Raw genomic sequence first — 22,712 nt, 5'->3', positions numbered from 1 at the left:
AAAACGGCGCCACTCAATGAGTGACGCCGTTTTTTCGTTAAGTCGTGTTAGCGAGCCTGAATTGGCGCCGTCACGTACTTGAACAGGAAATCAGTCACCTCTTGGCGCGCCGGGCGCAGAGGTTGATTGATCATCTGCATCATCACATAGCCAAAACCGGTCAAAGAGCGGGCCAGATCCTGTGCTGACAGCACGCTGGTGATCTCCCCTGCATCCATGGCGGTTTGCAGCTCGCTGGCGATCAGCTCAAGGCAGTGATCGAGCAGCCGGGTATAGCGGGGCCATACCTCTTCCCGAACCGATGAGCTCCACTCCAGCCAGATACCGGCATAATCCGGTTGATCGTAGGCGGCATCGACAGAAAGGCGTACATGACGCTGGATCTTGTCGAAAATGGAGCCCTGGTCACCGTATGCCTGCGACAGCATCTGGTTCACAAAGCGTTCGATCTCGGCCAGCACCTCATCTACCAACTCCTCGCGGGTGTTGAAATAGTTGAAGACGGTGGCAACAGAGACCTTGGCCTGCTCGGCAATTTCGGCGTGACCGGCACGACCGATACCGCGGCGGGAGAACACTTCGATGGCACATTCCATCAGTTGATTGCGACGAGCCTCCGGCGACAGCCGGGTACGACGTCTTATTTCTGCGCGTGGTTCCATAGTTTTTATCATCTAATAGTTATTGATTATGGTGTTTATAGTATTGTAACTAATCATGCCTGAGTGCCTGCTAACTCTATCAATTAAAATAAGCCGATAAAAGCACCACGTATATATGGCGCCTCTCGACACGGGTGGTAGAATCATCGGTTTTGATGTTCATGAACGGCCAGTTTCCCTTTGGCCATATGGGAGTAAGTGATGAAACACACTGTCGAGGTGATGATCTCCGAGGCTGAAGTAGCCGCCCGGATCGCCAAATTGGGTGAAGAGATCACCGCCCGCTACCAGGGTTCCGACGAAGTCGTAATGATCGGTCTGCTGCGCGGCTCCTGCGTCTTCCTGGCTGACCTCTGCCGTCAGTGCCAGCTGCCCATCACCCTGGATTTTATGACCGCCTCCAGCTATGGCTCCGGCATGCACAGCACCCGTGACGTGCGTATCCTCAAAGACCTGGATGACGACATCAAGGGCAAGGATGTGGTGATCGTCGAAGACATCATCGATACCGGCTACACCCTCAACAAGGTGCGCGAGATCCTCTCCCTGCGCGAGCCAAAATCCCTGGCCATCTGCACTCTGCTGGACAAACCCTCCCGCCGCGAAGTGCAGGTGCCGGTCGACTGGATTGGCTTCGCCATTCCGGACGAATTCGTGGTCGGCTGTGGCATCGACTACGCCCAGAAGTACCGCAACCTGCCGTTTATCGGCAAAGTGGTACCCCAGGAGTAAGCCAGGTTCAGGAATATCACGGGTGAAGCGGCCTTGCGCCCTTTACTCTGTGCAGGCGGCCTTGGCCGCCTTTTCTGTATCGAGCCGGATTCAACCATCACAGAGGTTGCAATGAACGCACTGGAAATCAGCGGCCTGAAAAAGACCTATCAGGGGGGCGTCGAAGCCCTTAAAGGCATCGATCTTACCGTCAGGCAGGGGGATTTCTTCGCCCTGCTCGGCCCGAACGGCGCGGGCAAATCCACCACTATCGGCGTCATCAGCTCGCTGGTGAACAAGAGCGCCGGCAAGGTGAAGGTGTTTGGCTACGACATCGACAGCGATCTCGAACTGGCCAAGGCCCAGCTCGGACTGGTGCCGCAGGAGTTCAACTTCAGCCAGTTCGAGAAGGTGATCCAGATTGTCACCCATCAGGCCGGTTTCTACGGCGTGCCCAAGGCGGAAGCCAAGATCCGCGCCGAGAAGTACCTGCGCCAGCTCGATCTGTGGGAGAAGCGCGACATGCCTGCCCGCACCCTCTCAGGCGGCATGAAGCGCCGTCTGATGATCGCCCGCGCCCTGATGCACGAACCCAAACTGCTGATCCTCGATGAACCGACCGCCGGGGTCGATATCGAGATCCGCCGCTCCATGTGGACCTTCCTCAAGGATCTCAACGAGCAGGGCGTCACTATTATTCTCACCACCCACTATCTGGAAGAGGCGGAGATGCTCTGCCGCAACATCGGCATCATCGACAAGGGTCGTCTGATCGAGAACACCAGCATGAAGAATCTGCTGGGCAAGCTGGGTCGCGAGACCTTCCTGCTCGACCTTGCGCCAGGTTCTGCCGTACCCGAGGTGCCAGAGTTCAACGGCCGTATGCCGGATGAACGCACCCTTGAGGTGGATCTCGACAAGAGCCAGTCACTCAACAGCCTGTTCGAGCAACTGTCGAAGCAGCAAGTGCAGGTCGTGAGCATGCGCAACAAGGCCAACCGGCTGGAAGAGCTGTTCGTCAATCTGGTCGAAGAGGGGAGAAAAGCATGAATCTGGCCATCTACTACATCGCCTTCAAGAGCATTCTGGCCAAGGAGGTGAGCCGCTTCACCCGGATCTGGATCCAGACCCTGGTGCCACCGGCCATCACCATGAGCCTCTACTTCGTCATCTTCGGCAACCTGATCGGTTCGCGCATCGGTGACATGGGCGGTTTCACCTACATGGAGTTCATCGTGCCCGGCCTCATCATGATGTCGGTGATCACCAACTCCTACTCCAACGTTGCCTCCTCCTTCTTCAGCGCCAAGTTCCAGCGCAATATCGAGGAGATGCTGGTCGCGCCGGTGCCCAACTACGTCATCATCGCCGGTTATGTGGGCGGAGGCGTGGCACGCGGCCTCTGCGTCGGCCTTATCGTCACCCTGGTGTCGCTGTTCTTCGTGCCGCTGCAGATCCACCACCTGTTCAGCGTCTGCTTCACCGTGCTGCTCACCGCTATCCTCTTCTCGTTGGGTGGCCTTATCAACGCGGTGTTTGCCAAGACCTTCGACGACATCAGCATCATCCCCACCTTCGTGCTGACACCCCTCACCTATCTGGGCGGAGTGTTCTACTCCATCAGCCTGCTGCCTCCCTTCTGGCAGGGGGTCTCCCAGGTGAATCCCATCATCTACATGGTGAACGCGTTCCGTTACGGCTTCCTCGGTATCTCCGACGTGCCACTCGGCACCGCCTACCTCATCATCATCGGCTTTATCGTGGCCCTCTACGGTATCGCCTGGTGGCTTATCTCCCGCGGCACTGGCCTGCGCCACTGATGACCAAAACGGGCACCTCGCGGTGCCCGTTGTTTATTCCCCCTGTAGCCCCTTCAACCTGCCAGCCCCCTTCTCAATAACCTGCCTGTCATTAAGGATTTACCTGACACCTTGTGATCCACCGCAATTTTCGAATTACCCCCAAAGGTATAATTCTCGCGGTTGGATGTGCCGTCACGGATGGCTCGTCCGTCTCTTCATTTCTCTCATCAGGGCAGGATCGCCTATGTCACTTATCACCGAGTTGCCAGCCATATTCGATAGCTTTTCAGATGCCCGTCGTCAGGGCTTTCTGGCTGTAATGGCACTCAAGGAGCGACAGATCCCCCTGGTCGGTACCTACTGTACCTTTATGCCGCAGGAGGTGGCCATAGCCGCCGGCGCCGTGGTGGTATCGCTCTGCTCCACCAGCGACGAGACCATCGAGGAGGCCGAGAAAGATCTGCCCCGCAACCTCTGCCCGCTGATCAAGAGCAGCTACGGTTTTGGCAAGACCGACAAGTGCCCCTACTTCTACTTCTCCGATCTGGTGGTGGGGGAAACCACCTGCGACGGCAAGAAGAAGATGTACGAGTACATGGCAGAGTTCAAACCGGTGCATGTGATGCAGTTGCCCAACCGCGCCGATGACGAAGCCTCCCGCAACCTGTGGCGCAGCGAAATCGTCCGCTTCAAGGAGTTGCTGGAGCAGCAGTTCGGCAAGCCCATCAGCGAGCAGGCATTGCGAGACGCCATCGTGCTGAAAAACCGCGAGCGCCGCGCGCTGGCCGATTTCTACCGGCTGGGCCAGCTCAATCCGCCGGCACTCAGCGGTACCGACCTGCTCAAGGTGGTCTATGGTGCCACCTTCCGCTTCGACAAGGAGCAGCTCATCAGCGAGCTGCAGGAGATGACCCGCCGCATCAAGGTAGAGTATGCCGAGGGCAAGCGACTCGATGCCCGCCCGCGCATCCTCATCACCGGCTGCCCCATCGGCGGCGCGGCCGACAAGGTAGTGCGCCTTATCGAGGAGCACGGCGGCTGGGTGGTGGGTTACGAGAACTGCACCGGCGCCAAGGCAACCGAGCAGTGCGTCAGCGAAGAGGGCGACCCGTTCGATGCGCTGACCGACAAGTATCTGGCCATCGGCTGCTCCTGCATCTCCCCCAACCACCAACGCATGAATCTGCTGAGCCAGATGGTGGAGGAGTATCAGGCGGACGGAGTGATCGATGTGATCCTGCAGGCTTGCCACACCTATGCGGTGGAGTCGCTCGCCATCAAGCGCCATGTGCGCGAACGCCACGGTATCCCCTTCATGGCAGTCGAGACCGACTACTCCAGCGCCGACAAGGGACAACTGGCCACCCGGCTGGCCGCCTTTATCGAGATGCTGTAAGGAGGCGCAGTGTCACTCTCCATCGGGATTGACTCGGGCTCCACCGCGACCAAGGGGATCCTGTTCGACAGCCGGGATGGCGGGCGTATCGTCCGCCGTTTTCTGGTGCCGACCCCCTTTCGTCCGCTGGCTGCCATCGAGCAAGGCTGGGAGGAGCTCTCGGCCGATTTGCCAGAGCGCCCCCACCTGACCCTGACCGGCTATGGCCGCGATCTGGCGTCGTTCGCCGATCGCCGGGTTACCGAGATCTCCTGCCATGGACTGGGGGCTCGCCTGCTCTGCCCGTCGGTACACACCGTCATCGATATCGGCGGGCAGGACAGCAAGGTGATCCAGCTCGATAGCGACGGCAACCTCACCGATTTTCTGATGAACGACAAGTGCGCCGCCGGCACCGGTCGCTTTCTCGAGGTGATCACCCGCACTCTGGGAGCTCGGGTCGAGCAGCTTGACGAACTGCTGCAAGGGGCCGAGCCCCACGACATCAGCAGCATGTGTACCGTGTTTGCCGAATCGGAGGCGATCAGCCTGCGCTCGGCGGGCATTCCGGCCGAGTCAATCCTGGCCGGTATCGTCCGCTCCATGGCCCGGCGCAGTGCCAACTTTATCGGCCGCCTCGGCGCCCGACCGAGCGTACTCTTTACCGGCGGCGTCAGCCACTGCGCCACCTTCCGCCACTATCTGGCCGAAGGGTTGGGCTGCGAAGTGGCCACCCACCCGGATGCCCAGTTTGCCGGTGCGCTGGGGGCTGCCCTGTTCGGCGCGCGCGCCAGCACAGGAGGCAAATCATGAATCAGGAGTTTCTCTACCTGTTCCACTCTACCCTCGGCACGGTCAGGATGCGCAAGCGGCTGGAGCAGCACGGTCAGTCGTTTCGGGTCTGCGATGTGCCGCGCCTGCTCAGCGACGGCTGTGGCCTCGCCATTCGCCTCCACTGCCCGCCAGACGAGTGGCAACAGTGGTGTCAGAACGGTGAAACCGCCGCCGTCTTTCGCTGCGAAGCGGACGGCGACTATCACGAGCTGGCCCGCTATCCGGCCGATAGCCCGGACATGGCGAAGCAAACTCCAGTGGTTGGCAGTCGGAGTCATGGATGATAAAGAGCTATCCCGTGGCTGTTTATCTGCGCATGCTGGCCAATCTGGCACTCGGGGGATTTTTCCTCGCCTCCGCCGGGTTCAAGCTGATATCCCCCGCCCTGTTTGTCGAACAGATCGCGGCCTTCGGGCTGATCTGGCCGTCACTGATCCCGCCGGTGGCCTGGGGGCTGATCGCGCTGGAGCTCTGCGCAGGGCTTGCGGTCATCGCCAACCGGCGCTGGGGACTGTGGCTGGTGATCGGGCTGCTCGCCCTGTTTATTCCGGTGTTGGGCTATGGCGTTGCCATCGGGCTCGACATCTCTTGCGGCTGTCTGGGCAGGGCTGATCTCGGCTCGTTGCCGGAGGCCATTGTGCGGGATCTGCTGCTACTGACGCTTGCGGGCGCTCTGCTGCGAACTTCCCGCCCCGTTTTTCCCGTTCTAAAGGAGTAGTGACATGATGACATTGCGATCCCGCACCCTGCTGGCCTCGCTGATCGCCGCCAGCTTTGCCCTCACGGGCTGTGGCGACAACCAGTTCGAGCAGGAGGTGAAGCTGGAGCAGTCGGCGGTGCAGCTGGCGCAAGAGACACAGCAAGGGGGCTATCAGCTGCTGACCGTGGCCGAGCTGAAGACCCGGATGGACAAGGGCGAGGAGTTGGTGATCATCGACACCATGCCCTATGAGGACTCCTACAAGAAAGAGCACATCCCGGGCGCCAAGAACTTTGTCTTCGTGAAAGAGGCCAAGGCCGGCGACAACTGGAGCGAAATCGTCGAGGGGAGCGGCACGGCGGAACAGTTCCAGGCACTGTTGGGTGAAGACAAGTCCCGCCCGGTGGTGATCTACTGCGGCTTCGTCAAGTGCGGTCGCAGCCACAATGCCGCCGCTTGGGCGGTGACTCAGGGCTATCAGCAGGTCTATCGGGTGCCGGGCGGCATCTTCGCCTGGAAAGGAGCCGGCTACCCCGTCACGGCCGAGTAACCCGACCTTTCTCCCCAAAAAAGAAGCCCGCAACTGCGGGCTTCTCTCATTTTGGTGCTGGCTGTCAGCTGGCGACTCGGGACGCTTCGCCTTGCGCGACATCGCTCTGCGCCTGTTCACCCAGCAACCGCTTGGTGATCATCGCCGCCATGATGGAGCCGTTGACGTTGAGGGCGGTGCGACCCATATCCACCAGCGGCTCGATGGCGATCATCACCCCCACCAGCGCGATGGGGAAGTTGAGGGTGGAGAGCACGATCAGCGCGGCGAAGGTGCCGCCACCGCCGACGCCGGCCACCCCGATGGAGCCCAGCGCAATCACCGGCAGCAGAGTCAGCAGGAACAGGGGATCAAACGGGTTGATACCGAGCATGGGAGCAATCATTGCCACCATCATGGCCGGATAGATGCCGGCGCAGCCGTTCTGGCCGAGGTTGGCACCGAACGAGGCGGCAAAGTTGGCGATGCTGGCGGGCACCCCAAGACGCTGCTGGGTCTCGATGCTGAGCGGAATGGAGGCGGCGCTGCTGCGGGAGACAAAAGCGAAGGTAAGCACGCCCCACACTTCCCGCAGGTAGTGCAACGGGTTCTGGCCGATCAGCAGCAGGATCACCATGTGCACCGCAAACATCGCCAGAATGGCGACGTAGCAGACCAGGATAAAGCCGAGCAGGCTGAGGATCTCGCTCAGCGGATAGTGGGCCACCACCCGGGCGATCAGCGCCATCACGCCATAGGGGGTGAGTGCAATCACCACCCGCACCATCTTCATCACCCACAGTTGCAGGGTGTCGATGGCCACGGCGGCGCGAGCACCAGCCTCTGGATGCTCCGCCTTCAACTGCAGCAGGGCAACCCCGGCCAACACGGTGAAGATCACCACGCCGATCACCGAGAGACCGCGACTACCCGCCATATCGGCGGCAAAGTTGGTGGGCACCAGCGAGAGCAGCAAGGCAGGCAGGGTCTGGGCACTGTCGATGGTACTCATGCTCTGTTGCAGGGCTGCCGTGTCGCTGCCATGACTCAACAACCCGGCTGCCGTGAGACCGCTCAGGTGGGTGATGGTCATCCCCACCACACCGGCGATCATCACCAATGTCAGCATGGAACCGATCAGCACGGCGCTGATCTTGCCGAGGGACTGGGCCTGCTCCAGCTTGTTGATGGCGGAGAGGATGGAGGTGAACACCAGCGGCATCATCACCACCTTGAGCAGGCTGACATAGCCACCGCCGATGATATTGACCCACGCCAGGGTCTGCTGGACGCCGGCATCATCGGCGCCCCAGCCCAGTTGCAGCGCCAGTCCGAACAGGGCACCAAGCAACAGACCCGCAAGCACCTTTCGCGAGAGCGGCACCGAAGCGGGTAGCCGGGTCAGGGCAAAACAGAGCAGACAGAAGAGCAACGAAGCAAACAAGGTAAACATAAATAAACACCTGTAACGGCCATCAGGGCCGATTGTGGAGAGAGAAAACAGCGGGTGCGAGCAGAGTCGCGAGGGAAAACGCCAAATGGCAGGCGTGAAAAAGCAGCGGACGCCCGGGAAGGCGTCCGCTGACAATCGGAGGAATTACTTCTTTACGGTGACGACGCGGTTGTCGATAAGGCGGGCCTTGCCAAGATAGGCAGCCATCAGGATCACCAGCTGCGCGCTCTCGTCAGTGGCAGATTCGAGGGTGGCGGCATCGACGATGTCGATGGCATCGGTACGAAAACCGGCGTTGTCGAGGCGTTGGCTGGCCTGCGCGACCAAGGAGGGCAGGTGGTGGTCACCCGCTTCAATCTGCTCGGCGATCCAGTTCATGGTGCGCGCCAGCTCGGGGGCAATGGCCCGCTCGGCGGCAGTCAGGTAGCCGTTGCGGGAAGAGAGTGCCAGCCCGTCTTCGGCCCGCACGGTGGGCACGCCGACGATCTCGATGGGCATCGCCATGTCGGCCACCATCTTTCGAATAAGCGCCAACTGCTGGTAATCCTTCTGGCCAAAGCAGGCCACATCCGGCTGTACCAGATTGAACAGCTTGGTGACGACGGTACTGACACCACGGAAGTGACCCGGGCGCAGCGCCCCCTCCAGCAGATTGGAGAGACCCGGCACCTCGACGAAGGTCTGGCTCGCCAGCCCCTGCGGATACATGATCTCCGGGGTCGGGGTGAACACCATATCGACACCGGCAGCTTCCAGCGCAGCGCAATCCTGCTCCAGAGTGCGCGGATAGTTGGCAAGATCCTCGGCCTTATCGAACTGCATCGGGTTGACGAAGATGCTGACCACCACCTTCTCGGCGTGGCTGTGCGCCTCTTTCACCAGCGTCAGGTGGCCCTGATGCAGGTTACCCATGGTGGGCACGAATGCGATGGCACGCCCTTCACGGCGCCATTGGCTGATCTGCTCACGCAGAACGACGGGATTATTTACGACCAACATCAGCAGTTCACCTTCCGATAAATCAAAAAGAGAGACGGGTTGCATCTACCGGTAGCACTCGGGCGGGATGGGGCACGAACATGGCTATCAGCAGTTCACCTTTAGATGAATCAATAAGATACGGATTAACTGTGCAAGGCTGACAAGCAGAGACGGGGGCCGCAGCCCCCATCATGCAACTGCCAGGATCAGTTGAAGCAGTGCTCCGGGCCGGGGAAGCTCCCCTCGCTCACCTGCTGGACATAGAGGCGGATGGCGGCACGCACATCGCCGGTCTCGGCCAGGAAGTTCTTGGTGAACTTGGGCACATAGCCGGAAGTGACGCCAAAGGCATCGTGCATCACCAAAATCTGACCGTCGGTCGCGGGGCCGGCACCAATGCCGATCACCGGGATGCGAAGCGCCTTGGTGATGCGCTCGGCCAGCGCAGTGGGCACACACTCGAGCACCAGCAGCTGGATACCGGCCGCTTGCAGTTCGAGGGCCTGACGGTAGATCTCCTGTGCCTGAAACTCATCGCGCCCCTGCACCTTGAAGCCGCCAAAGACATGAACGGATTGCGGGGTGAGGCCGAGGTGACCACACACCGGCACCCCGTTGCGGGTGAGGTGGCGGATGGAGTCACAGAGCCAGTCGCCCCCTTCCATCTTCACCATGCGGGCACCGGCCGCCATCAGGCGGGCAGCGTTCTGGTAAGTCTGCTCGGGGGTGGCGTAGCTCATGAACGGCATGTCGGCGACCACCAGTGCCTTGCTGGCACCGCGTGCCACACAGCGGGTGTGATAGACCATCTCATCCATGTTGACCGCCAGGGTATCCTGACCCCCTTGCAGCACCATGCCCAGCGAATCACCGATGAGCAGCACGTGGGCCCCCTCGTCGTCGAACAGCTTGGCAAAGGTGGCATCATAGGCGGTGATGGCGGTGAACTTTTGACCGTCCTGCTTCATCTTCAGCAGGCTGGCGGTGGTGATCTTGCTCATAGAGGCTCCTGTACGTCTGCACGCGGAGCAATGATGGCCAAATCATTGTGCGGGCAGCGGGCAACCAGTCGGGCGAGCGGGGTGCCGCAGGGCAGCACCAGAGCAGGCGCAATTTCGGCAAGGGGCAGCAGCACGAACTCCCGCTCCTTCATGCCGTAGTGGGGTACGATCAGGCGCTCATGGTTGATCACCTGATCCCCATAGAGCAGCAGATCGAGATCCAGAGTTCTCGGCCCCCACCGCTCATCTTTGCGCACACGTCCCTGTTCCAGCTCGATTTTTTGTAATTGATCCAGCAGCGCAAGGGGCGCGAGCCGGGTATTGAGCCGGGCCACGGCATTGACGTAGTCCGGCTGGTCAGCAGGCCCCATGGGGCGGCTGCTGTAAAACGACGAGGCCTCCACCAGCACAGATTCCGGCAACCTTGCCAAGGCGGCAACGGCGCGACGAGCCTGACCCAGCGGATCAGACAGGTTGGAACCAATGGCGATGAAGACCTCGGTCATCACGTCTGTGGTCACTCGGCCACTTTCGGTTTGCGGCGACGGGGACGACGACGGTTGCGGCTGTTGCTGCTGCGCTTCTCGCCATCGTGGCTGCGGGCCTCGCCGCGCTCACCGCTGGCCGGGCGACGGGTCGCTTCCCGTTGCAGTTGCGGGCGCACATCCGGATTGGAGGCGACATAGCGCTCCCACCAGCTGGCCAGCTCGCCGAGACCGCGCTCGACCCGGTTGCGCAGCAACAGGAAGTCGAACGCCGCGCGGAACTTGGGGTGCTCCATGGCGCGCTCGGGGTGCTTGCCCTGACGACGGGTCAGCCGCTGTTGCAGTGCCCAGATGTCGCGGACATCGGTGGTGAAACGGCGGGGAACGGCGATGATCCGCACCTGGTTGTCCAGCACCTCGTTGATCGCCAGCATGAAGGCGTCATACCAGGGCAGGCCGCTCTCGTTCTCCAGCACCCGACCACGGGCCTCGACGCAACCCCACAGCAGGGTGGCGTAGAGGAAGGCGGGAGTGACGCGTTTATCTTCACGAACGCGGGTGTCGGTATCGATCAGCGCCTGCTCGATAAACTGTTCGTAAGGCGAGTTGCCGTGCGGGCTAAACAGCGCAGCCACTTGCGGGAACAGCTGTTGGAACAGGCCATACTCGCGCAGCAGTTTGTAGGTCGCCAGACCGTCGCCAGCCAGGAACAGCTTGAGGGTCTCCTCAAACAGGCGGGCAGCCGGGATGTCTTGCAGCAGTGGCGCCAGCTCCTTGATGGGGGCAGCGGTACGCGGACTGATGGTCATATCCAGCTTGGCGGCGAAGCGCACGGCGCGCAGCATCCGCACCGGATCTTCACGATAACGGGTCTCGGGATCACCGATCAGCTCAAGCTTGCGCTCGGCCAGATCTTCCAGACCCCCTTCGAAATCGTGCAGGGTGAAATCTTTGGCGCTGTAGTAGAGGGCGTTGACGGTAAAGTCGCGGCGCTCAGCATCCTCTTCGATAGTGCCGTAGACGTTGTCGCGCAGCAGCATTCCTTCATCAGACTGGGCCGACACATGTTTGCTGGTATTGACCTGATGGTGGTGACCCCGGAAGGTGGCCACTTCGATCACGTCACGACCAAAGACAATGTGGGCCAGGCGGAAACGACGGCCAATCAGGCGGCAGTTGCTGAACAGCGCCTTGATCTGCTCCGGCGTCGCATCGGTTGCGATGTCGAAATCCTTGGGCGTCTTCCCGAGCAGCAGATCCCGGACTCCGCCGCCGACCAGGTAGGCCTCATAGCCCCCTTTGTTCAGGCGATAGAGCACCTTGAGTGCATTCTCGCTGATCTCTTTGCGCGAAATAGGGTGCTGATCACGGCTTAAGGTACGACGTTGACCGGCGACACGGGCTGGAATGGGGGATTCCACCGACTGCTCGCCGTCTTCCTTGCCGAGCACCTTGCGGCAAAAGTTTGCGATCTGGGAAAAAATGGTACACCTCTTCATGACTTCTAAATTGACGGGAGGCCAAAAAATAGCGGCCTATCATAGCTCACGCCTAACCAAATGAAAAACCGTGCTGACAATTGATCCCGCATGAAACCGTCTGCCAGCGAAAATAGCGGTCTATCTGCACATAGCTCACGCCTGCACAAATGAAAAACCATGTGGCTACTTCAGCTCATTTGAATCAAACCGGGCCAAAAAATAGCGGTCTACCTGCGCATAGCTCACACCTGACCAAATGAAAAACCGTGCTGACAATTGATCCCGCATGAAACCGTCTGCCAGCGAAAATAGCGGTCAATCTGCGCATAGCTCAGGCCTGCACAAATGAAAAACCATGTGGCTACTTCAGCTCATTTGAATCAAACCGAGCCAAAAAATAGCGGTCTATCTGCACATAGCTCACGTACTGTTACACGAAAATCGGCTCTTTTTACTCAAGGTCCAGCGGGATTTTCTCGCTGGCGGGCACCCGTTCTAGCTGCCAGTTGGCGATGCCCCACCGGATGATCTCGTCGATCCGGCTTGCCATCAGCTCGGGCGGCGGGCACTGGCCGAGGAAGTGCAGCGCCTGCCACAGGGCCGGTCGCACCTCATCGAGCGCCAGGGCCGGCGCATGGTTCTGCTTGGAGAGCTTGTTGCCATCTGCCAGCACTGCCAGCGGCAAATGCACCCAGTCGGGCACCGGCGCCCCCAGGGTCTGGTAGAGGGCAATCTGGCGCACCGTGGGCTCCAGCAGATCGGCACCGCGCACTATCTCGGTGATGCCGCTGTCCATATCATCCACCACCACCGCCAGGTTGTAGGCATAGAGCCCGTCGCGGCGGCGGATAATGAAATCCTCCTCGGCGAGCGCCGCCGGGACCGCGATATGGCCCTGCAAGCGATCGTCGAAGTGGTAGACCGGATGGTGCTGGCGCAGCCGGGCGGCGCAACCTTCGGCCGCAAGCCCGAGGGTGCGGCAGTGGCCGCTGTAAAGACCGCCCGCGGCCATGATTTCGCGCCGGGTGCAGCGGCACCAGTAGAGAGCCCCCGCCCGATAGAGCTGGTCGATGATCTCGTCATAACGGCGGTGGCGCGCGCTCTGGAACATCACCTCCCCATCCCACTCAAGACCGTATGCCTCAAGGGTCTTGAGGATCAGGGTCGCAGCCCCCGCCATTTCCCGCGGCGGATCGATATCTTCGATGCGAACCAACCAGCGTCCCTGCTGCGCTCTGGCCTGCAAAAAGCTGCCGAGGGCGGCGATCAGCGAACCGAAATGAAGCGGGCCTGAGGGTGAGGGGGCAAAGCGGCCGACATAGGGACGCGCAAGGGGTGAGGACGGGGGATTCACTGGCATGACTGTTCGGGTAAGCGATTCATTGAGGCTGCATTCTGGGGCGCGACCGCCAAAAGCTCAATAAAAAGGGAGCCCGCGAGCTCCCTTTTTCATATACCAGAGGGTCGGGATCAACCGGCCATCTGTTTTTCCTTGATCTCGGCCAGCGTCTTGCAATCGACACAGAGGTCGGCAGTCGGACGGGCTTCCAGACGACGGATACCGATCTCGATACCGCAGTGTTCGCAGTAACCAAAATCATCGTCTTCAAGCAGCTGCAAGGTCTTCTCGATCTTCTTGATCAGCTTGCGTTCACGGTCGCGGGTACGCAGTTCAAGAGCGAACTCTTCTTCTTGCGCGGCACGATCCACGGGATCCGGGAAGTTGGCAGCCTCGTCTTTCATATGGTCGACGGTACGATCAACTTCCTGCATCAGTTGGTTGCGCCAGGCACCCAGGATCTTGCGAAAATGCGCCTTTTGTTGGTCATTCATGTACTCCTCACCCGGCTTTTCCTGGTAAGGCGCGACACCCGCAATGGCCAGGGGGCCCAGAGATTTCCTGTTTTCGCCTGTTGGCATGCCCTGTCTCCTAATTCAGCACGCTACCCGTGCCATCCATAAATTGAGGGCGACATCTATAGCAGAAGGGTAACGGGTAAGCAAACGAGCCGTACCAATAATGTTACCCACTCCAATATTTATGCACTCCCCTCGGGTAACAGGTGACCAGATTCAAACGGGATAAACCCTTGAGCCACCATGCCTTGCACCCCAACATGGGGCCGATAGCATAAAATTTCAACCCCCGCCGCGATTGCCTGCTCAATTAGCAGACTATAGTGCGGATCTATATGGGTTGCAGGGCGCATCCGGCTTATTCCGGAGTGCAACACCATAAAGAGCAGCACTGCCCTGTGGCCCGCCGCTTTCATCGCCATCAACTCGCGCAAATGCTTGGCACCACGGGCGGTGACCGCATCGGGGAAGTAGCCCATACCAGCCTCCTCCCGCTCGTCGAGCAGGGTGACCGATTTTACCTCGATGTAACAATTGCCCTTCTCGTCATCTTCCAGCAACAGATCGATGCGACTGTTCTCTTCGCCATACTTCACCTCGGTGCGCAATCGGCTGTAACCCGCCAGCGGAGCGATAACCTCCTGCTCGATCAGCTCCCGGGCAATCTGGTTGGCGCGCGCCGTGTTGACGCAGATAAAGTGGCCCGCCGGGCTCTCGGCGATCTCCCAGCTGTTGGGCAGCTTGCGCTTGGGGTTATCGGAGGTGGAGTACCAGACCCGGGTGCCCGGATCGGCACAGCCGGTCATGGCACCGGTGTTGGCGCAGTGGATGGTGATCACCTCGCCATTGGCCAGTTCGACATCGGTCAGAAAGCGCTTGTAGCGGGCAATAAGCTGCCCGGATTGCAGCGGCGGATCGAATATCACGGGTTCGCCCTCCGCGCGTCTTCTTTTACCCGGGCGCGCAGCGGCCAGCAGGCAAGCGGCTCGTAGCGCACCCCGTCCGAGGTCGAGATGGATTGATAGAGGCAGAACTCATCGGCCTGCAGCAGAAAATTTGGGGCAGGCAGGATGGCAGGGGCCTCACCCGCCTTGCGCGACAGGGTGACGTGGGGGCGATAACCCTGCTCGCCATTGCCAAGGCGCAACTTCTCGCCGTGGCGGCGCAGCGCCTTTGCCAGCACGGTCAGCTCGTTGGGCCACTCTTTCGGGCCAATCCAGGCGGCCTTGGCCCGGCTGAACCAGCCGGTCTCATCCAGCCTGATGGAGAGCGGCGGACAGTGCTGACGCTCCACGGCGGCGATCAGGCGGCGGGTGGTCAACTCGTCAGCCTCCCCCAGAAAGGCGAGGGTCAGGTGGAGGTTGGCTTGCGGCACCGGCTGACCGGGCCAGGGCAGTTGATCGCGCCAGGCGATGAGCTCGGGGGCGAGCTCCTTGACGGGCAGGGCAAAGAAGAGTTTGGCCATGTGGTGATAATGCCTTTTTCACGCTCATTGGATGAGCCCATTCTATGGCAGCCATCCGGCCATGTCTCGCCAGCCTCCCGCCAGAGTGGCCATATCCGCACATCCATTCACGGTAGCGCGGGTGGCTGTGGCAGAATAGGCGCCGTTTTACCGGTTGCCACAGAAGGTGCTCATCGCTTTGTCCCAGCTCCCCATCGTTTCGGTATTGCCCGAACTCTTTGCCGCCCTCGACAGCCACAGCAGCGTGATCCTGCAGGCACCTCCAGGCGCGGGCAAATCGACCCTGCTGCCGCTGGAGCTGGTGCGTCAGAACCGGCTGCCCGGCCGCATCATCATGCTGGAGCCAAGGCGCCTCGCGGCGCGCAATATCGCCAGCTTTCTAGCGCGCCAGCTGGGGGAGAAGGTGGGCGAGCGCATCGGCCTGCGGGTGCGTGGCGAGAGCCGCACCAGCTCAGCGACCCGGCTCGAGATCGTCACCGAAGGGGTGCTGACCCGGATGTTGCAGCAGGATCCCGAGCTTACTGGCGTCTCGCTGGTCATCTTCGATGAGTTCCACGAACGCAGCCTGCACGCCGATACCGCGCTGGCCTTCGCTATCGAGAGCCAGCAGGGATTACGCGATGACCTCAAGCTACTGGTGATGTCCGCAACCCTGGATGGCATGGCACTCGAGACCTTGTTGCCGGATGCCCCTGTGATTCGCTCGGAAGGGCGCGGTTTCCCTATCGATTACCACTACCGCCCCGCCAATCGCCAGCAGTGGCTGGAGCCGCAGGTCGGCGCCGTGGTGCTCGAAGCGCTGGCCGATCAAGATGGCAGCCTGCTGGTCTTTCTGCCGGGACAGGGTGAGATCGAGCGACTGGCGCAATGGTTGGCAGACAAACTGCCGGACGACGTGACCCTCGCCCCCCTCTACGGCCGCCTCGACATGGCGGCGCAGCAAGCGGCCATCGAACCGGCGCCTGCGGGCCGCCGTAAGCTGGTGCTCACCACCAATGTGGCGGAGACCTCCCTCACCATCGAGGGGATTTCGGTGGTGATCGACAGCGGGCTGGAACGAAGGGCTTCCTTTGATCTGAAAAGCGGCGTCACCCGACTGGAAACCCGCCAGATAGCCAAATCCTCCGCCACCCAGCGGGCAGGCCGCGCCGGTCGTCTCGGCCCCGGCGTCTGCTACCGGCTCTGGAGCAGCGAGGTGCAAGAGCGACTCGCTGAACAGAGCCCGCCAGATATCCTCACTCAGGAGCTGACCGGCCTGCTGCTGGACGCCGCCCAGTGGGGGGCAAAGGTGGAAGATCTGCCGCTGCTGGACATGCCCCCCGCCGCTGCGGTGGCCAGCGCCCAGCGGTTGCTGGTGGCCCTTGGCGCCATGAAGCCGGAGGGTGAGCAACAACTCACTCCCGCTGGCCGCGCCATGGCCGCCTTCGGTACCCACCCCCGGCTCGCCCGCATGCTGCTGCGCGCCCGCGAGCTGGAGTCCGAGGGTCTGACAGGGATTGTCGCCGATGCCGCTTATCTGGTGGCGTTGCAGGAAGAAGATCTGCGAGGATCGGAGCGCCTCTCTGTGCTGTTCCACCGCCGTCAAAGCGCCCTGCGCCAGAACGCTGTCCGCTGGTTTGAACGGCTTGGCGTGCGCCCTGACAGTGCGCAGGGTCAGTGGCTGGGGCTGCTCTGCGCCCTCGCCTGGCCGGATCGCATCGGCAAACTGCGCAGCGGCAGTCGCTATCAACTCAGTGGTGGGGTGAGCTGCGATCTGGTAGAAGGTCATCCCTGTCAGGGACAAGGGGCCCTTATCGCTATCGAGATGGGGCAGAACGATCGCGGCAGCCGCATCTTTATCGCCGAACCGGTCGAGCTGGACGAGCTGGTACGCCTGCTGCCGGAACTGGTGAGCGAACGGCAGTGGTTCGACTGGGATGAGCGGGAAGAGCGGGTGCGCGCCGAACGCCAGCAGGTGATCGGCGAGCTGGTGCTGAACCAGCGACCGCTGACCGAACTCTCTGACGAGCAGAAAGGGCGCTGCCTGCTGCAAGGCATTCGCCGCAAGGGGCTGCATGTGCTGCCGTGGGACGAGAGCAGCGAAGGGCTGCTGGCCCGCATGCGCTGCGCCCGCGACTGGCTGCCCGATGAGGGGTGGCCCGCGATGGATGACGAGAGCCTGCTGGCCACCCTCGAACAGTGGTTGCTGCCAGCGGTGAGCGGCATGACCCGGCTGGAGCAGTTGAAAAAGCTCAACCTCGGCGACATCCTGCGCCAATCCCTGCCCTGGCCGTTGCCCAAACGGCTGGACGAGGCGCTGCCGAGCCACTTTGCGGCACCGACCGGCAGCCGGGTGCGGATCCGCTATCAGCCTGGGCAGGCACCGGTAATCCCGGTGCGCATTCAGGAGATGTTCGGTCAAGGTTCGACCCCCTGCGTGGCCGATGGCCGGGTGCCGCTGGTAGTGGAGCTGCTCTCCCCCGCCCAGAGACCGCTGCAGATCACTGCCGATCTGGCCGCTTTCTGGGCAGGATCCTACGAACAGGTGAAGAAAGAGATGAAGGGGCGCTATCCCCGCCACTACTGGCCGGATAATCCGCTGGAAGCGATGCCGACCAAAGTCACCAAAAAGAAGATGGGCATCTAGGTTCGGCGGGTTAATCCCGCTCGAACGTTCGCGAATGCGACATAACAAGTAGAAAGGAAAGCAAAGAGGATTTATGGCAACCCAACGACGCAAGCGTGCCCCCAAGAAGGCAGCGCCCAAACGCACCATCTGGCGCAAGCTATTCTGGCTTGGCTTCAAGCTCTCCCTGGTGGTGGCGGCCTTTATGGTGGTGTTTGGCATCTACCTCGATACCAAGGTGCGCGAGCGCTTCGATGGCGAGAAGTGGCAGCTGCCGGTGATGGTCTACAGCCGCCCGCTGGAGCTCTACCCCAGCCAGCGCCTGTCGCGGGACCAGATGCTGCGCGAGCTCAACATGCTGAGCTACAAGCAGGTGCGCCAGCCTCACACGCCGGGTGAATACACCATCAACGGCAACCGCATCGAGCTGATTCGCCGTCCGTTCGAGTTCTATGACGGCGCCGACGGAGCCCGCGGCCTGCGCCTCACCTTCAACGGCCCGCGCCTTGAGGGGATCCAGTCGCTGGAGAACCAGCGCCAGCTCGGTTACGCCCAGATGGACCCTGTGCTGCTCGATCGCCTCAATACCGAAGATCGGGAAGATCGCCTGCTGGTGCGTATCGCCGAAGTGCCCGACAGCCTGCTGGTGACCCTGCTCACCACCGAAGATCGCGACTTCTACCAGCATGGCGGCGTCTCGCCAGTGGCCATCATGCGCGCCATGTTCGCCAACCTGATCGCGGGTCGTACCGTGCAGGGGGGCAGTACCCTGACCCAGCAGCTGGCCAAAAACTTCTTCCTGACCCGTGAACGCAGCCTGTGGCGAAAACTGCAGGAAGCCTATATGGCGGTGCTGATCGACTATCGCTACAGCAAGGACGAGATCCTGGAGTCTTACCTCAACGAGGTCTATCTGGGGCAGAACTTCTCGCAAGGGGTCTATGGTTTCGGGCTTGCCTCCTACTTCTACTTCGGCATTCCGGTCAACGAGCTGGATATCGATCAGGTCGCCCTGCTGGTCGGTCTGGTGAAAGGCCCCTCCTATTACGATCCCTGGCGCTTCCCGGAGCGGGCCAAGACCCGCCGTGATCTGGTGCTGAAGCTGCTGATGGATCACGGCAGCCTGACCCAGGCCGAATATGAGCTGGCCAGCCGCCAGCCCCTCGGCATCATCGCCCGCGGCCAGATGAGCTATGGCCGCACCCCGGCCTTTATGGGACTGCTCAAGCGAGAGATCCAGAGCCGCTTCGGCGCCGATCTGCTCAAGCAGTCCGGCCTCAAGATCTTCACCAGCCTCGACCCCATCGCCCAGCATGCGGCCGAGCGGGCGGTCGAATCGGGCCTCGCCGATATCGAGAAACTGCGCGGCAAGAAAAAGCTGGAGGCGGCCATGGTGGTCTCCGACTGGCACAAGGGCGAAGTGGTGGCGCTGGTGGGTGGCCGCGATCCCCGCTACGCCGGGTTCAACCGGGCGCTGGATGCCCGCCGCCAGATCGGCTCGCTGGTGAAACCGGCAGTCTACCTCACCGGTCTCTCCAACGGCCTGACCCTGGCGACCCCGCTCAAAGATCAGCCGATCCGCATTCGCGGTCAGGATGGTCAGGTCTGGACGCCGCAAAACTACGATCGCAAGTTCCGCCAGAGCGTGCCGCTGATGGATGCGCTGGCCAGCTCACTCAACGTACCGACCGTCAATCTGGGTCTGCAGGTGGGGCTGGAGAAGGTGGTCGATACCCTGCACAAACTGGGAGTTCAGCAGGAGATCCAGCCCTATCCGTCGCTGGTGCTGGGGGCGGTGGCCCTCTCCCCGCTGGAGGTGAACCAGATGTATCTGCCCATCGCCAATCAGGGGCTGACCCAGCCGCTATCGGCCATTCGCGCCGTGGTGAACGGGGATGGCAGCCTGCTCTATCAGCATGATCAGACCGCCAAGCGAGTCACCGACCAGCAAGCAAGCTGGCTGACCCTGTTCGCCATGACCAAGACGGTGAGTCAGGGTACGGCCCGCGCTCTCAGTGCCAAGTTCCCCGGCGCCACCATGGCGGCCAAGACAGGCACCACCAACGAGCTACGCGACTCCTGGTTTGCCGGGATGGACAACAACGAGCTGGTCAGTATCTGGGTCGGTCGCGACGACAACACCCCGGCGGGCTTGACCGGTGCCAGCGGTGCCCTGCAGCTCTTTAGCGGCTACATGAGCCAGCGCGGCGTCAACAGTCTGGGATTGAAGATGCCGGAAGGGGTCACCTGGGCCAACTTCTCCCGCGCCAGCGGCACCCGCGTCACCAGCGACTGCCCGGGCAGCCTGCAGGTGCCGGCCAAAGCCTCCACCATGGGCTCCCCGGCCGGTTGCGCCAGCAGTGCGACGCCACGCAGTGCGCTGGATGACTGGTTCGGCGGTTTCTTCAACTAGATCAACGACACGGGCAGCGCAGGGTGCCCGTTCACTATGCTGCTGACAAGGAAACACCATGACCTTTCCGCTGTTTGACGCCATCCACCATGTGGCCATCATCGCCAGCGATTACCCACGCTCGCGCCACTTCTACCACGAGGTGCTGAGGCTGCCCATCATCGCCGAGACCCGGCGCGAGGCGCGCCAGTCGTGGAAACTGGATCTGGCCCTGCCGGACGGCAGCCAGCTGGAGCTGTTCAGCTTCCCCTCGCCTCCCGAGCGCCCCTCCCGCCCCGAGGCGTGTGGCCTGCGCCATCTCGCCTTTAGGGTCAGCGATCTTGACCGGGTCATCGCCCACCTGCTGACCCATCGGGTCGAGGTAGAGCCCGTGCGGGTGGACGAGCTGACCGGCAAGCGCTTTACCTTCTTCGCCGACCCCGACGGCCTGCCGCTGGAGCTCTACGAAGCGCCGCGCTGAGCCTGCATCGACCAAGCAATCAGCCAAACAAAAGCCGCCCGGTTGCTACCGGGCGGCTTTTGTTATTGCTTCAGGTCATCAAGCGGTAGTCAGCATAACGACAGCCAGCGCCATCACCATCATGCCAGCCCAACCGATGGGCTTGAGCCGCTCACCGAAGAAGAGCAAACCGCCCAGCGCCGTACCGACGATGCCGATAGCCCCCCAGGTGGCGTAGGCAACAGCCAGGTCAATCTGGCCGCCACTTACCGCTTCCGAGAGCAGGGTAAAGGCGCCGAGTACCAGCATGATCCCCAGGAATCCCCACCCCTTGTAACGAAAACCCTTGGAGCGGTTGATGGCCATGTTGGCGCCGATATCGATCAGTGCGGCCCCCAGTACAATCACAAACGGACTCATGCTGTGGCCTCCGCTTCTACTGACTTGTCTGCGGGCTCATCATGGGTCTCCCCCATGGTCACCATAACAATCCCCACTATCGCGAGAGCCAGGCCAATCAGCTCCTGAACGGTCACATCGTAACCAAGGAACATGACCGACACTATGGTGATCAAGGTGATCCCGAGCCCCTCCCAGAGCGCAAACGCAATACCAATGGAGATTGTTTTGGCGGCTTTCGCCAGCAACCAGTACGAGAAACCGATCAACAGCCACATCGGGATGTAATTCATCCAGCCAGCCCCCTGCTCGGGGATCATGGCCATGCTGGAGGTACCGGCGACCTCGGTCACGATGGCGCCGGTCAAAAACAGCCGGGCCAGAAACATACGACTTAATAACATATAAGATGCCTTTGTTGCTTCGACGGGAGAGATGGTAAACGGGGAGAAGCAACTCGCGACAATCGCTCAGCGTCGATTATTCCGACGCCACAGGTTTGCCTTGCCTTGGTTCGGCACGCTAAGGTGATGGTGAAAAACTCCGCCACAGCCTGTAAAACATGAAGCTATATCAGATAGAACTCTTTGTAGAGTCAGCCAATAGCGGCTCTATTGCCAACACCGCCCGTCGCCTCGGCAAAAGCCGCAGCGCCGTCAGCACCGCCATCGCGGCGCTGGAAGTTGAGCTTGGCGTCGAACTTTTTGAACGAGGTGCCAATCAGAGTCGGCTGACCGAGATCGGCGAGCTGGTGCTTGATGATTGCACTCGCCTGCTACAGGCAGCCAACAGCCTGCAGCAGAAGTGCAAACATTACGCCTCGGGGGCCGAAGTGGCGCTGCGGGTTGCCCGCGATGACGCGATTCCCGAGCCGGTGTGGCGCGAGATGCTGACCAGCCTGCACAATCAGTTTCCCGGTACCAGTATCTCGCTGGTGCTTGCATCTCCGCCTGAACTGCCGGCGCTGGTGGAAGAGGGATTCGTCGATGCCGCCTTTGGCCTTATCACCGAGGATCAGGAACGCAGCGGCCTCAATATCGACGTGCTCAACCCGATCCGCACCCTGATGGTGGTGGCGCCCAGCCATCCGCTGGCCGGACTGAAGCGGGTCAAACAGCAGGATCTGACCGATCACACCCAGGTTACCCTCTCGTATGTAGATGAGTTTTCTGTAAAAAGCCTGCTACCTGTGGGAGGCCAGCATATCGGCCTCTCCAGCTTCGAGTTGATGCGCAATGCGGTGCTGGACGGGCTGGGTTGGGCAGTGCTCCCCTCGCCTCTGATCCAGAGCCAGCTGCGACAAGGCTCCCTGCTGACCCTGAAACACAAGTTCAGCCTGCAGTGGCGGGATTACGGGGTCTATCTGGCGGAAAATGCCTATCACGGCAAGGTGTTGGCCTGGTTGAAGAAGTCGATCCAGGGATATCTGGAACCTTTCGAGTAGCGATAAAGAGGCGGAGCCAGCTCACGATATCTACTTATCCTGATGATCCGAGAGGATGTGATCGTGCATACTGTTC

The 22,712-nt window shown here is 61.2% G+C and carries 24 protein-coding genes; 12 read left to right on the top strand and 12 right to left on the bottom strand.

Annotated features, from left to right (window positions below):
* Window positions 1-47: 47 nt before the first annotated feature.
* Window positions 48-662, bottom strand: a complete 615-nt coding sequence (locus tag ACB040_RS09915) for a TetR/AcrR family transcriptional regulator (RefSeq protein WP_338772477.1) — start codon at window positions 660-662, stop codon at window positions 48-50.
* A gap of 201 nt (window positions 663-863) precedes the next feature.
* On the opposite strand from ACB040_RS09915, the gene hpt reads away from it, so the two are divergent.
* The 8 genes from hpt (at window position 864) to ACB040_RS09875 (ending at window position 6,634) form a co-directional block, all read left to right on the top strand.
* Window positions 864-1,394, top strand: a complete 531-nt coding sequence (hpt, locus tag ACB040_RS09910; protein WP_338772479.1) for a hypoxanthine phosphoribosyltransferase — start codon at window positions 864-866, stop codon at window positions 1,392-1,394.
* Window positions 1,395-1,505: 111 nt separating this feature from the next.
* Window positions 1,506-2,423, top strand: a complete 918-nt coding sequence (locus tag ACB040_RS09905; protein WP_202005818.1) for an ABC transporter ATP-binding protein — start codon at window positions 1,506-1,508, stop codon at window positions 2,421-2,423.
* Window positions 2,420-3,193: an ABC transporter permease gene (locus ACB040_RS09900; protein WP_019445351.1), complete on the top strand. Its 774-nt coding sequence runs from the start codon at window positions 2,420-2,422 to the stop codon at window positions 3,191-3,193. Before ACB040_RS09905 ends, ACB040_RS09900 begins: the two co-directional genes overlap by 4 nt.
* 226 nt (window positions 3,194-3,419) lie before the next feature.
* The gene (locus ACB040_RS09895; RefSeq protein ID WP_338772481.1) at window positions 3,420-4,571 is read left to right on the top strand and encodes a double-cubane-cluster-containing anaerobic reductase; all 1,152 of its coding nucleotides are present in this window, start codon (window positions 3,420-3,422) and stop codon (window positions 4,569-4,571) included.
* Between the two features lie 9 nt (window positions 4,572-4,580).
* On the top strand, window positions 4,581-5,363 hold the full coding sequence (locus ACB040_RS09890) for an acyl-CoA dehydratase activase (RefSeq protein WP_159164277.1): 783 nt from the start codon (window positions 4,581-4,583) through the stop codon (window positions 5,361-5,363).
* Complete coding sequence (locus tag ACB040_RS09885; RefSeq protein WP_270819098.1) at window positions 5,360-5,668, top strand: DUF3343 domain-containing protein; 309 nt, start codon at window positions 5,360-5,362, stop codon at window positions 5,666-5,668. Before ACB040_RS09890 ends, ACB040_RS09885 begins: the two co-directional genes overlap by 4 nt.
* Window positions 5,665-6,102: a MauE/DoxX family redox-associated membrane protein gene (locus ACB040_RS09880; RefSeq protein ID WP_338772486.1), complete on the top strand. Its 438-nt coding sequence runs from the start codon at window positions 5,665-5,667 to the stop codon at window positions 6,100-6,102. Before ACB040_RS09885 ends, ACB040_RS09880 begins: the two co-directional genes overlap by 4 nt.
* 4 nt (window positions 6,103-6,106) lie before the next feature.
* Window positions 6,107-6,634: a rhodanese-like domain-containing protein gene (locus ACB040_RS09875; RefSeq protein WP_338772488.1), complete on the top strand. Its 528-nt coding sequence runs from the start codon at window positions 6,107-6,109 to the stop codon at window positions 6,632-6,634.
* A 64-nt stretch (window positions 6,635-6,698) separates the two neighbouring features.
* On the opposite strand, the gene ACB040_RS09870 is transcribed toward ACB040_RS09875, so the two are convergent.
* The 9 genes from ACB040_RS09870 to thpR all read right to left on the bottom strand — a co-directional run bounded on the left by ACB040_RS09870 (window position 6,699) and on the right by thpR (window position 15,336).
* Window positions 6,699-8,066 (bottom strand): cation:dicarboxylate symporter family transporter, encoded by a 1,368-nt coding sequence (locus tag ACB040_RS09870; RefSeq protein ID WP_338772490.1) that lies wholly within the window; start codon window positions 8,064-8,066, stop codon window positions 6,699-6,701.
* Window positions 8,067-8,210: 144 nt separating this feature from the next.
* Window positions 8,211-9,065, bottom strand: a complete 855-nt coding sequence (panC, locus tag ACB040_RS09865) for a pantoate--beta-alanine ligase (protein WP_019445357.1) — start codon at window positions 9,063-9,065, stop codon at window positions 8,211-8,213.
* A gap of 188 nt (window positions 9,066-9,253) precedes the next feature.
* Window positions 9,254-10,048, bottom strand: coding sequence for a 3-methyl-2-oxobutanoate hydroxymethyltransferase (gene panB, locus ACB040_RS09860; protein WP_042063124.1), 795 nt, complete (start codon window positions 10,046-10,048; stop codon window positions 9,254-9,256).
* On the bottom strand, window positions 10,045-10,554 hold the full coding sequence (gene folK, locus ACB040_RS09855) for a 2-amino-4-hydroxy-6-hydroxymethyldihydropteridine diphosphokinase (RefSeq protein ID WP_005354659.1): 510 nt from the start codon (window positions 10,552-10,554) through the stop codon (window positions 10,045-10,047). Before folK ends, panB begins: the two co-directional genes overlap by 4 nt.
* A gap of 11 nt (window positions 10,555-10,565) precedes the next feature.
* The gene (gene pcnB / locus ACB040_RS09850; protein ID WP_179902528.1) at window positions 10,566-12,032 is read right to left on the bottom strand and encodes a polynucleotide adenylyltransferase PcnB; all 1,467 of its coding nucleotides are present in this window, start codon (window positions 12,030-12,032) and stop codon (window positions 10,566-10,568) included.
* 433 nt (window positions 12,033-12,465) lie between these two features.
* Complete coding sequence (gene gluQRS, locus ACB040_RS09845; RefSeq protein ID WP_338772491.1) at window positions 12,466-13,374, bottom strand: tRNA glutamyl-Q(34) synthetase GluQRS; 909 nt, start codon at window positions 13,372-13,374, stop codon at window positions 12,466-12,468.
* A gap of 110 nt (window positions 13,375-13,484) precedes the next feature.
* Window positions 13,485-13,934: an RNA polymerase-binding protein DksA gene (dksA, locus tag ACB040_RS09840; RefSeq protein ID WP_005335644.1), complete on the bottom strand. Its 450-nt coding sequence runs from the start codon at window positions 13,932-13,934 to the stop codon at window positions 13,485-13,487.
* 119 nt (window positions 13,935-14,053) lie between these two features.
* Window positions 14,054-14,797, bottom strand: coding sequence for a DNA/RNA nuclease SfsA (gene sfsA / locus ACB040_RS09835; protein ID WP_338772492.1), 744 nt, complete (start codon window positions 14,795-14,797; stop codon window positions 14,054-14,056).
* Window positions 14,794-15,336, bottom strand: coding sequence for an RNA 2',3'-cyclic phosphodiesterase (gene thpR / locus ACB040_RS09830; RefSeq protein ID WP_108612596.1), 543 nt, complete (start codon window positions 15,334-15,336; stop codon window positions 14,794-14,796). Before thpR ends, sfsA begins: the two co-directional genes overlap by 4 nt.
* A gap of 178 nt (window positions 15,337-15,514) precedes the next feature.
* On the opposite strand from thpR, the gene hrpB reads away from it, so the two are divergent.
* The 3 genes from hrpB to ACB040_RS09815 all read left to right on the top strand — a co-directional run bounded on the left by hrpB (window position 15,515) and on the right by ACB040_RS09815 (window position 20,814).
* Complete coding sequence (gene hrpB / locus ACB040_RS09825) at window positions 15,515-17,962, top strand: ATP-dependent helicase HrpB (RefSeq protein ID WP_338772494.1); 2,448 nt, start codon at window positions 15,515-15,517, stop codon at window positions 17,960-17,962.
* A gap of 73 nt (window positions 17,963-18,035) precedes the next feature.
* The gene (gene mrcB / locus ACB040_RS09820; protein ID WP_042052390.1) at window positions 18,036-20,354 is read left to right on the top strand and encodes a penicillin-binding protein 1B; all 2,319 of its coding nucleotides are present in this window, start codon (window positions 18,036-18,038) and stop codon (window positions 20,352-20,354) included.
* 58 nt (window positions 20,355-20,412) lie between these two features.
* Window positions 20,413-20,814: a VOC family protein gene (locus ACB040_RS09815; RefSeq protein ID WP_371154580.1), complete on the top strand. Its 402-nt coding sequence runs from the start codon at window positions 20,413-20,415 to the stop codon at window positions 20,812-20,814.
* Between the two features lie 78 nt (window positions 20,815-20,892).
* Here ACB040_RS09815 and ACB040_RS09810 read toward each other — a convergent pair whose 3' ends face one another.
* Together ACB040_RS09810 and ACB040_RS09805 are read right to left on the bottom strand one after the other, a co-directional pair.
* The gene (locus ACB040_RS09810) at window positions 20,893-21,213 is read right to left on the bottom strand and encodes an SMR family transporter (RefSeq protein ID WP_005335659.1); all 321 of its coding nucleotides are present in this window, start codon (window positions 21,211-21,213) and stop codon (window positions 20,893-20,895) included.
* The gene (locus tag ACB040_RS09805) at window positions 21,210-21,596 is read right to left on the bottom strand and encodes a multidrug efflux SMR transporter (RefSeq protein ID WP_005335660.1); all 387 of its coding nucleotides are present in this window, start codon (window positions 21,594-21,596) and stop codon (window positions 21,210-21,212) included. The genes ACB040_RS09810 and ACB040_RS09805 overlap by 4 nt, the downstream gene beginning before the upstream one ends.
* Window positions 21,597-21,754: 158 nt before the next feature.
* Between ACB040_RS09805 and ACB040_RS09800 the strand changes: the two genes are divergently transcribed.
* Window positions 21,755-22,636: a LysR family transcriptional regulator gene (locus ACB040_RS09800; RefSeq protein ID WP_107682739.1), complete on the top strand. Its 882-nt coding sequence runs from the start codon at window positions 21,755-21,757 to the stop codon at window positions 22,634-22,636.
* Window positions 22,637-22,712: the final 76 nt, after the last annotated feature.

This window comes from Aeromonas sp. S11(2024) (assembly GCF_041402345.1).
Taxonomy (GTDB): Bacteria; Pseudomonadota; Gammaproteobacteria; order Enterobacterales; family Aeromonadaceae; genus Aeromonas; species Aeromonas veronii.
The sequence above is the reverse complement of the archived record's forward strand: the minus strand, read 5'-3'. Positions and strand labels throughout refer to the sequence as shown.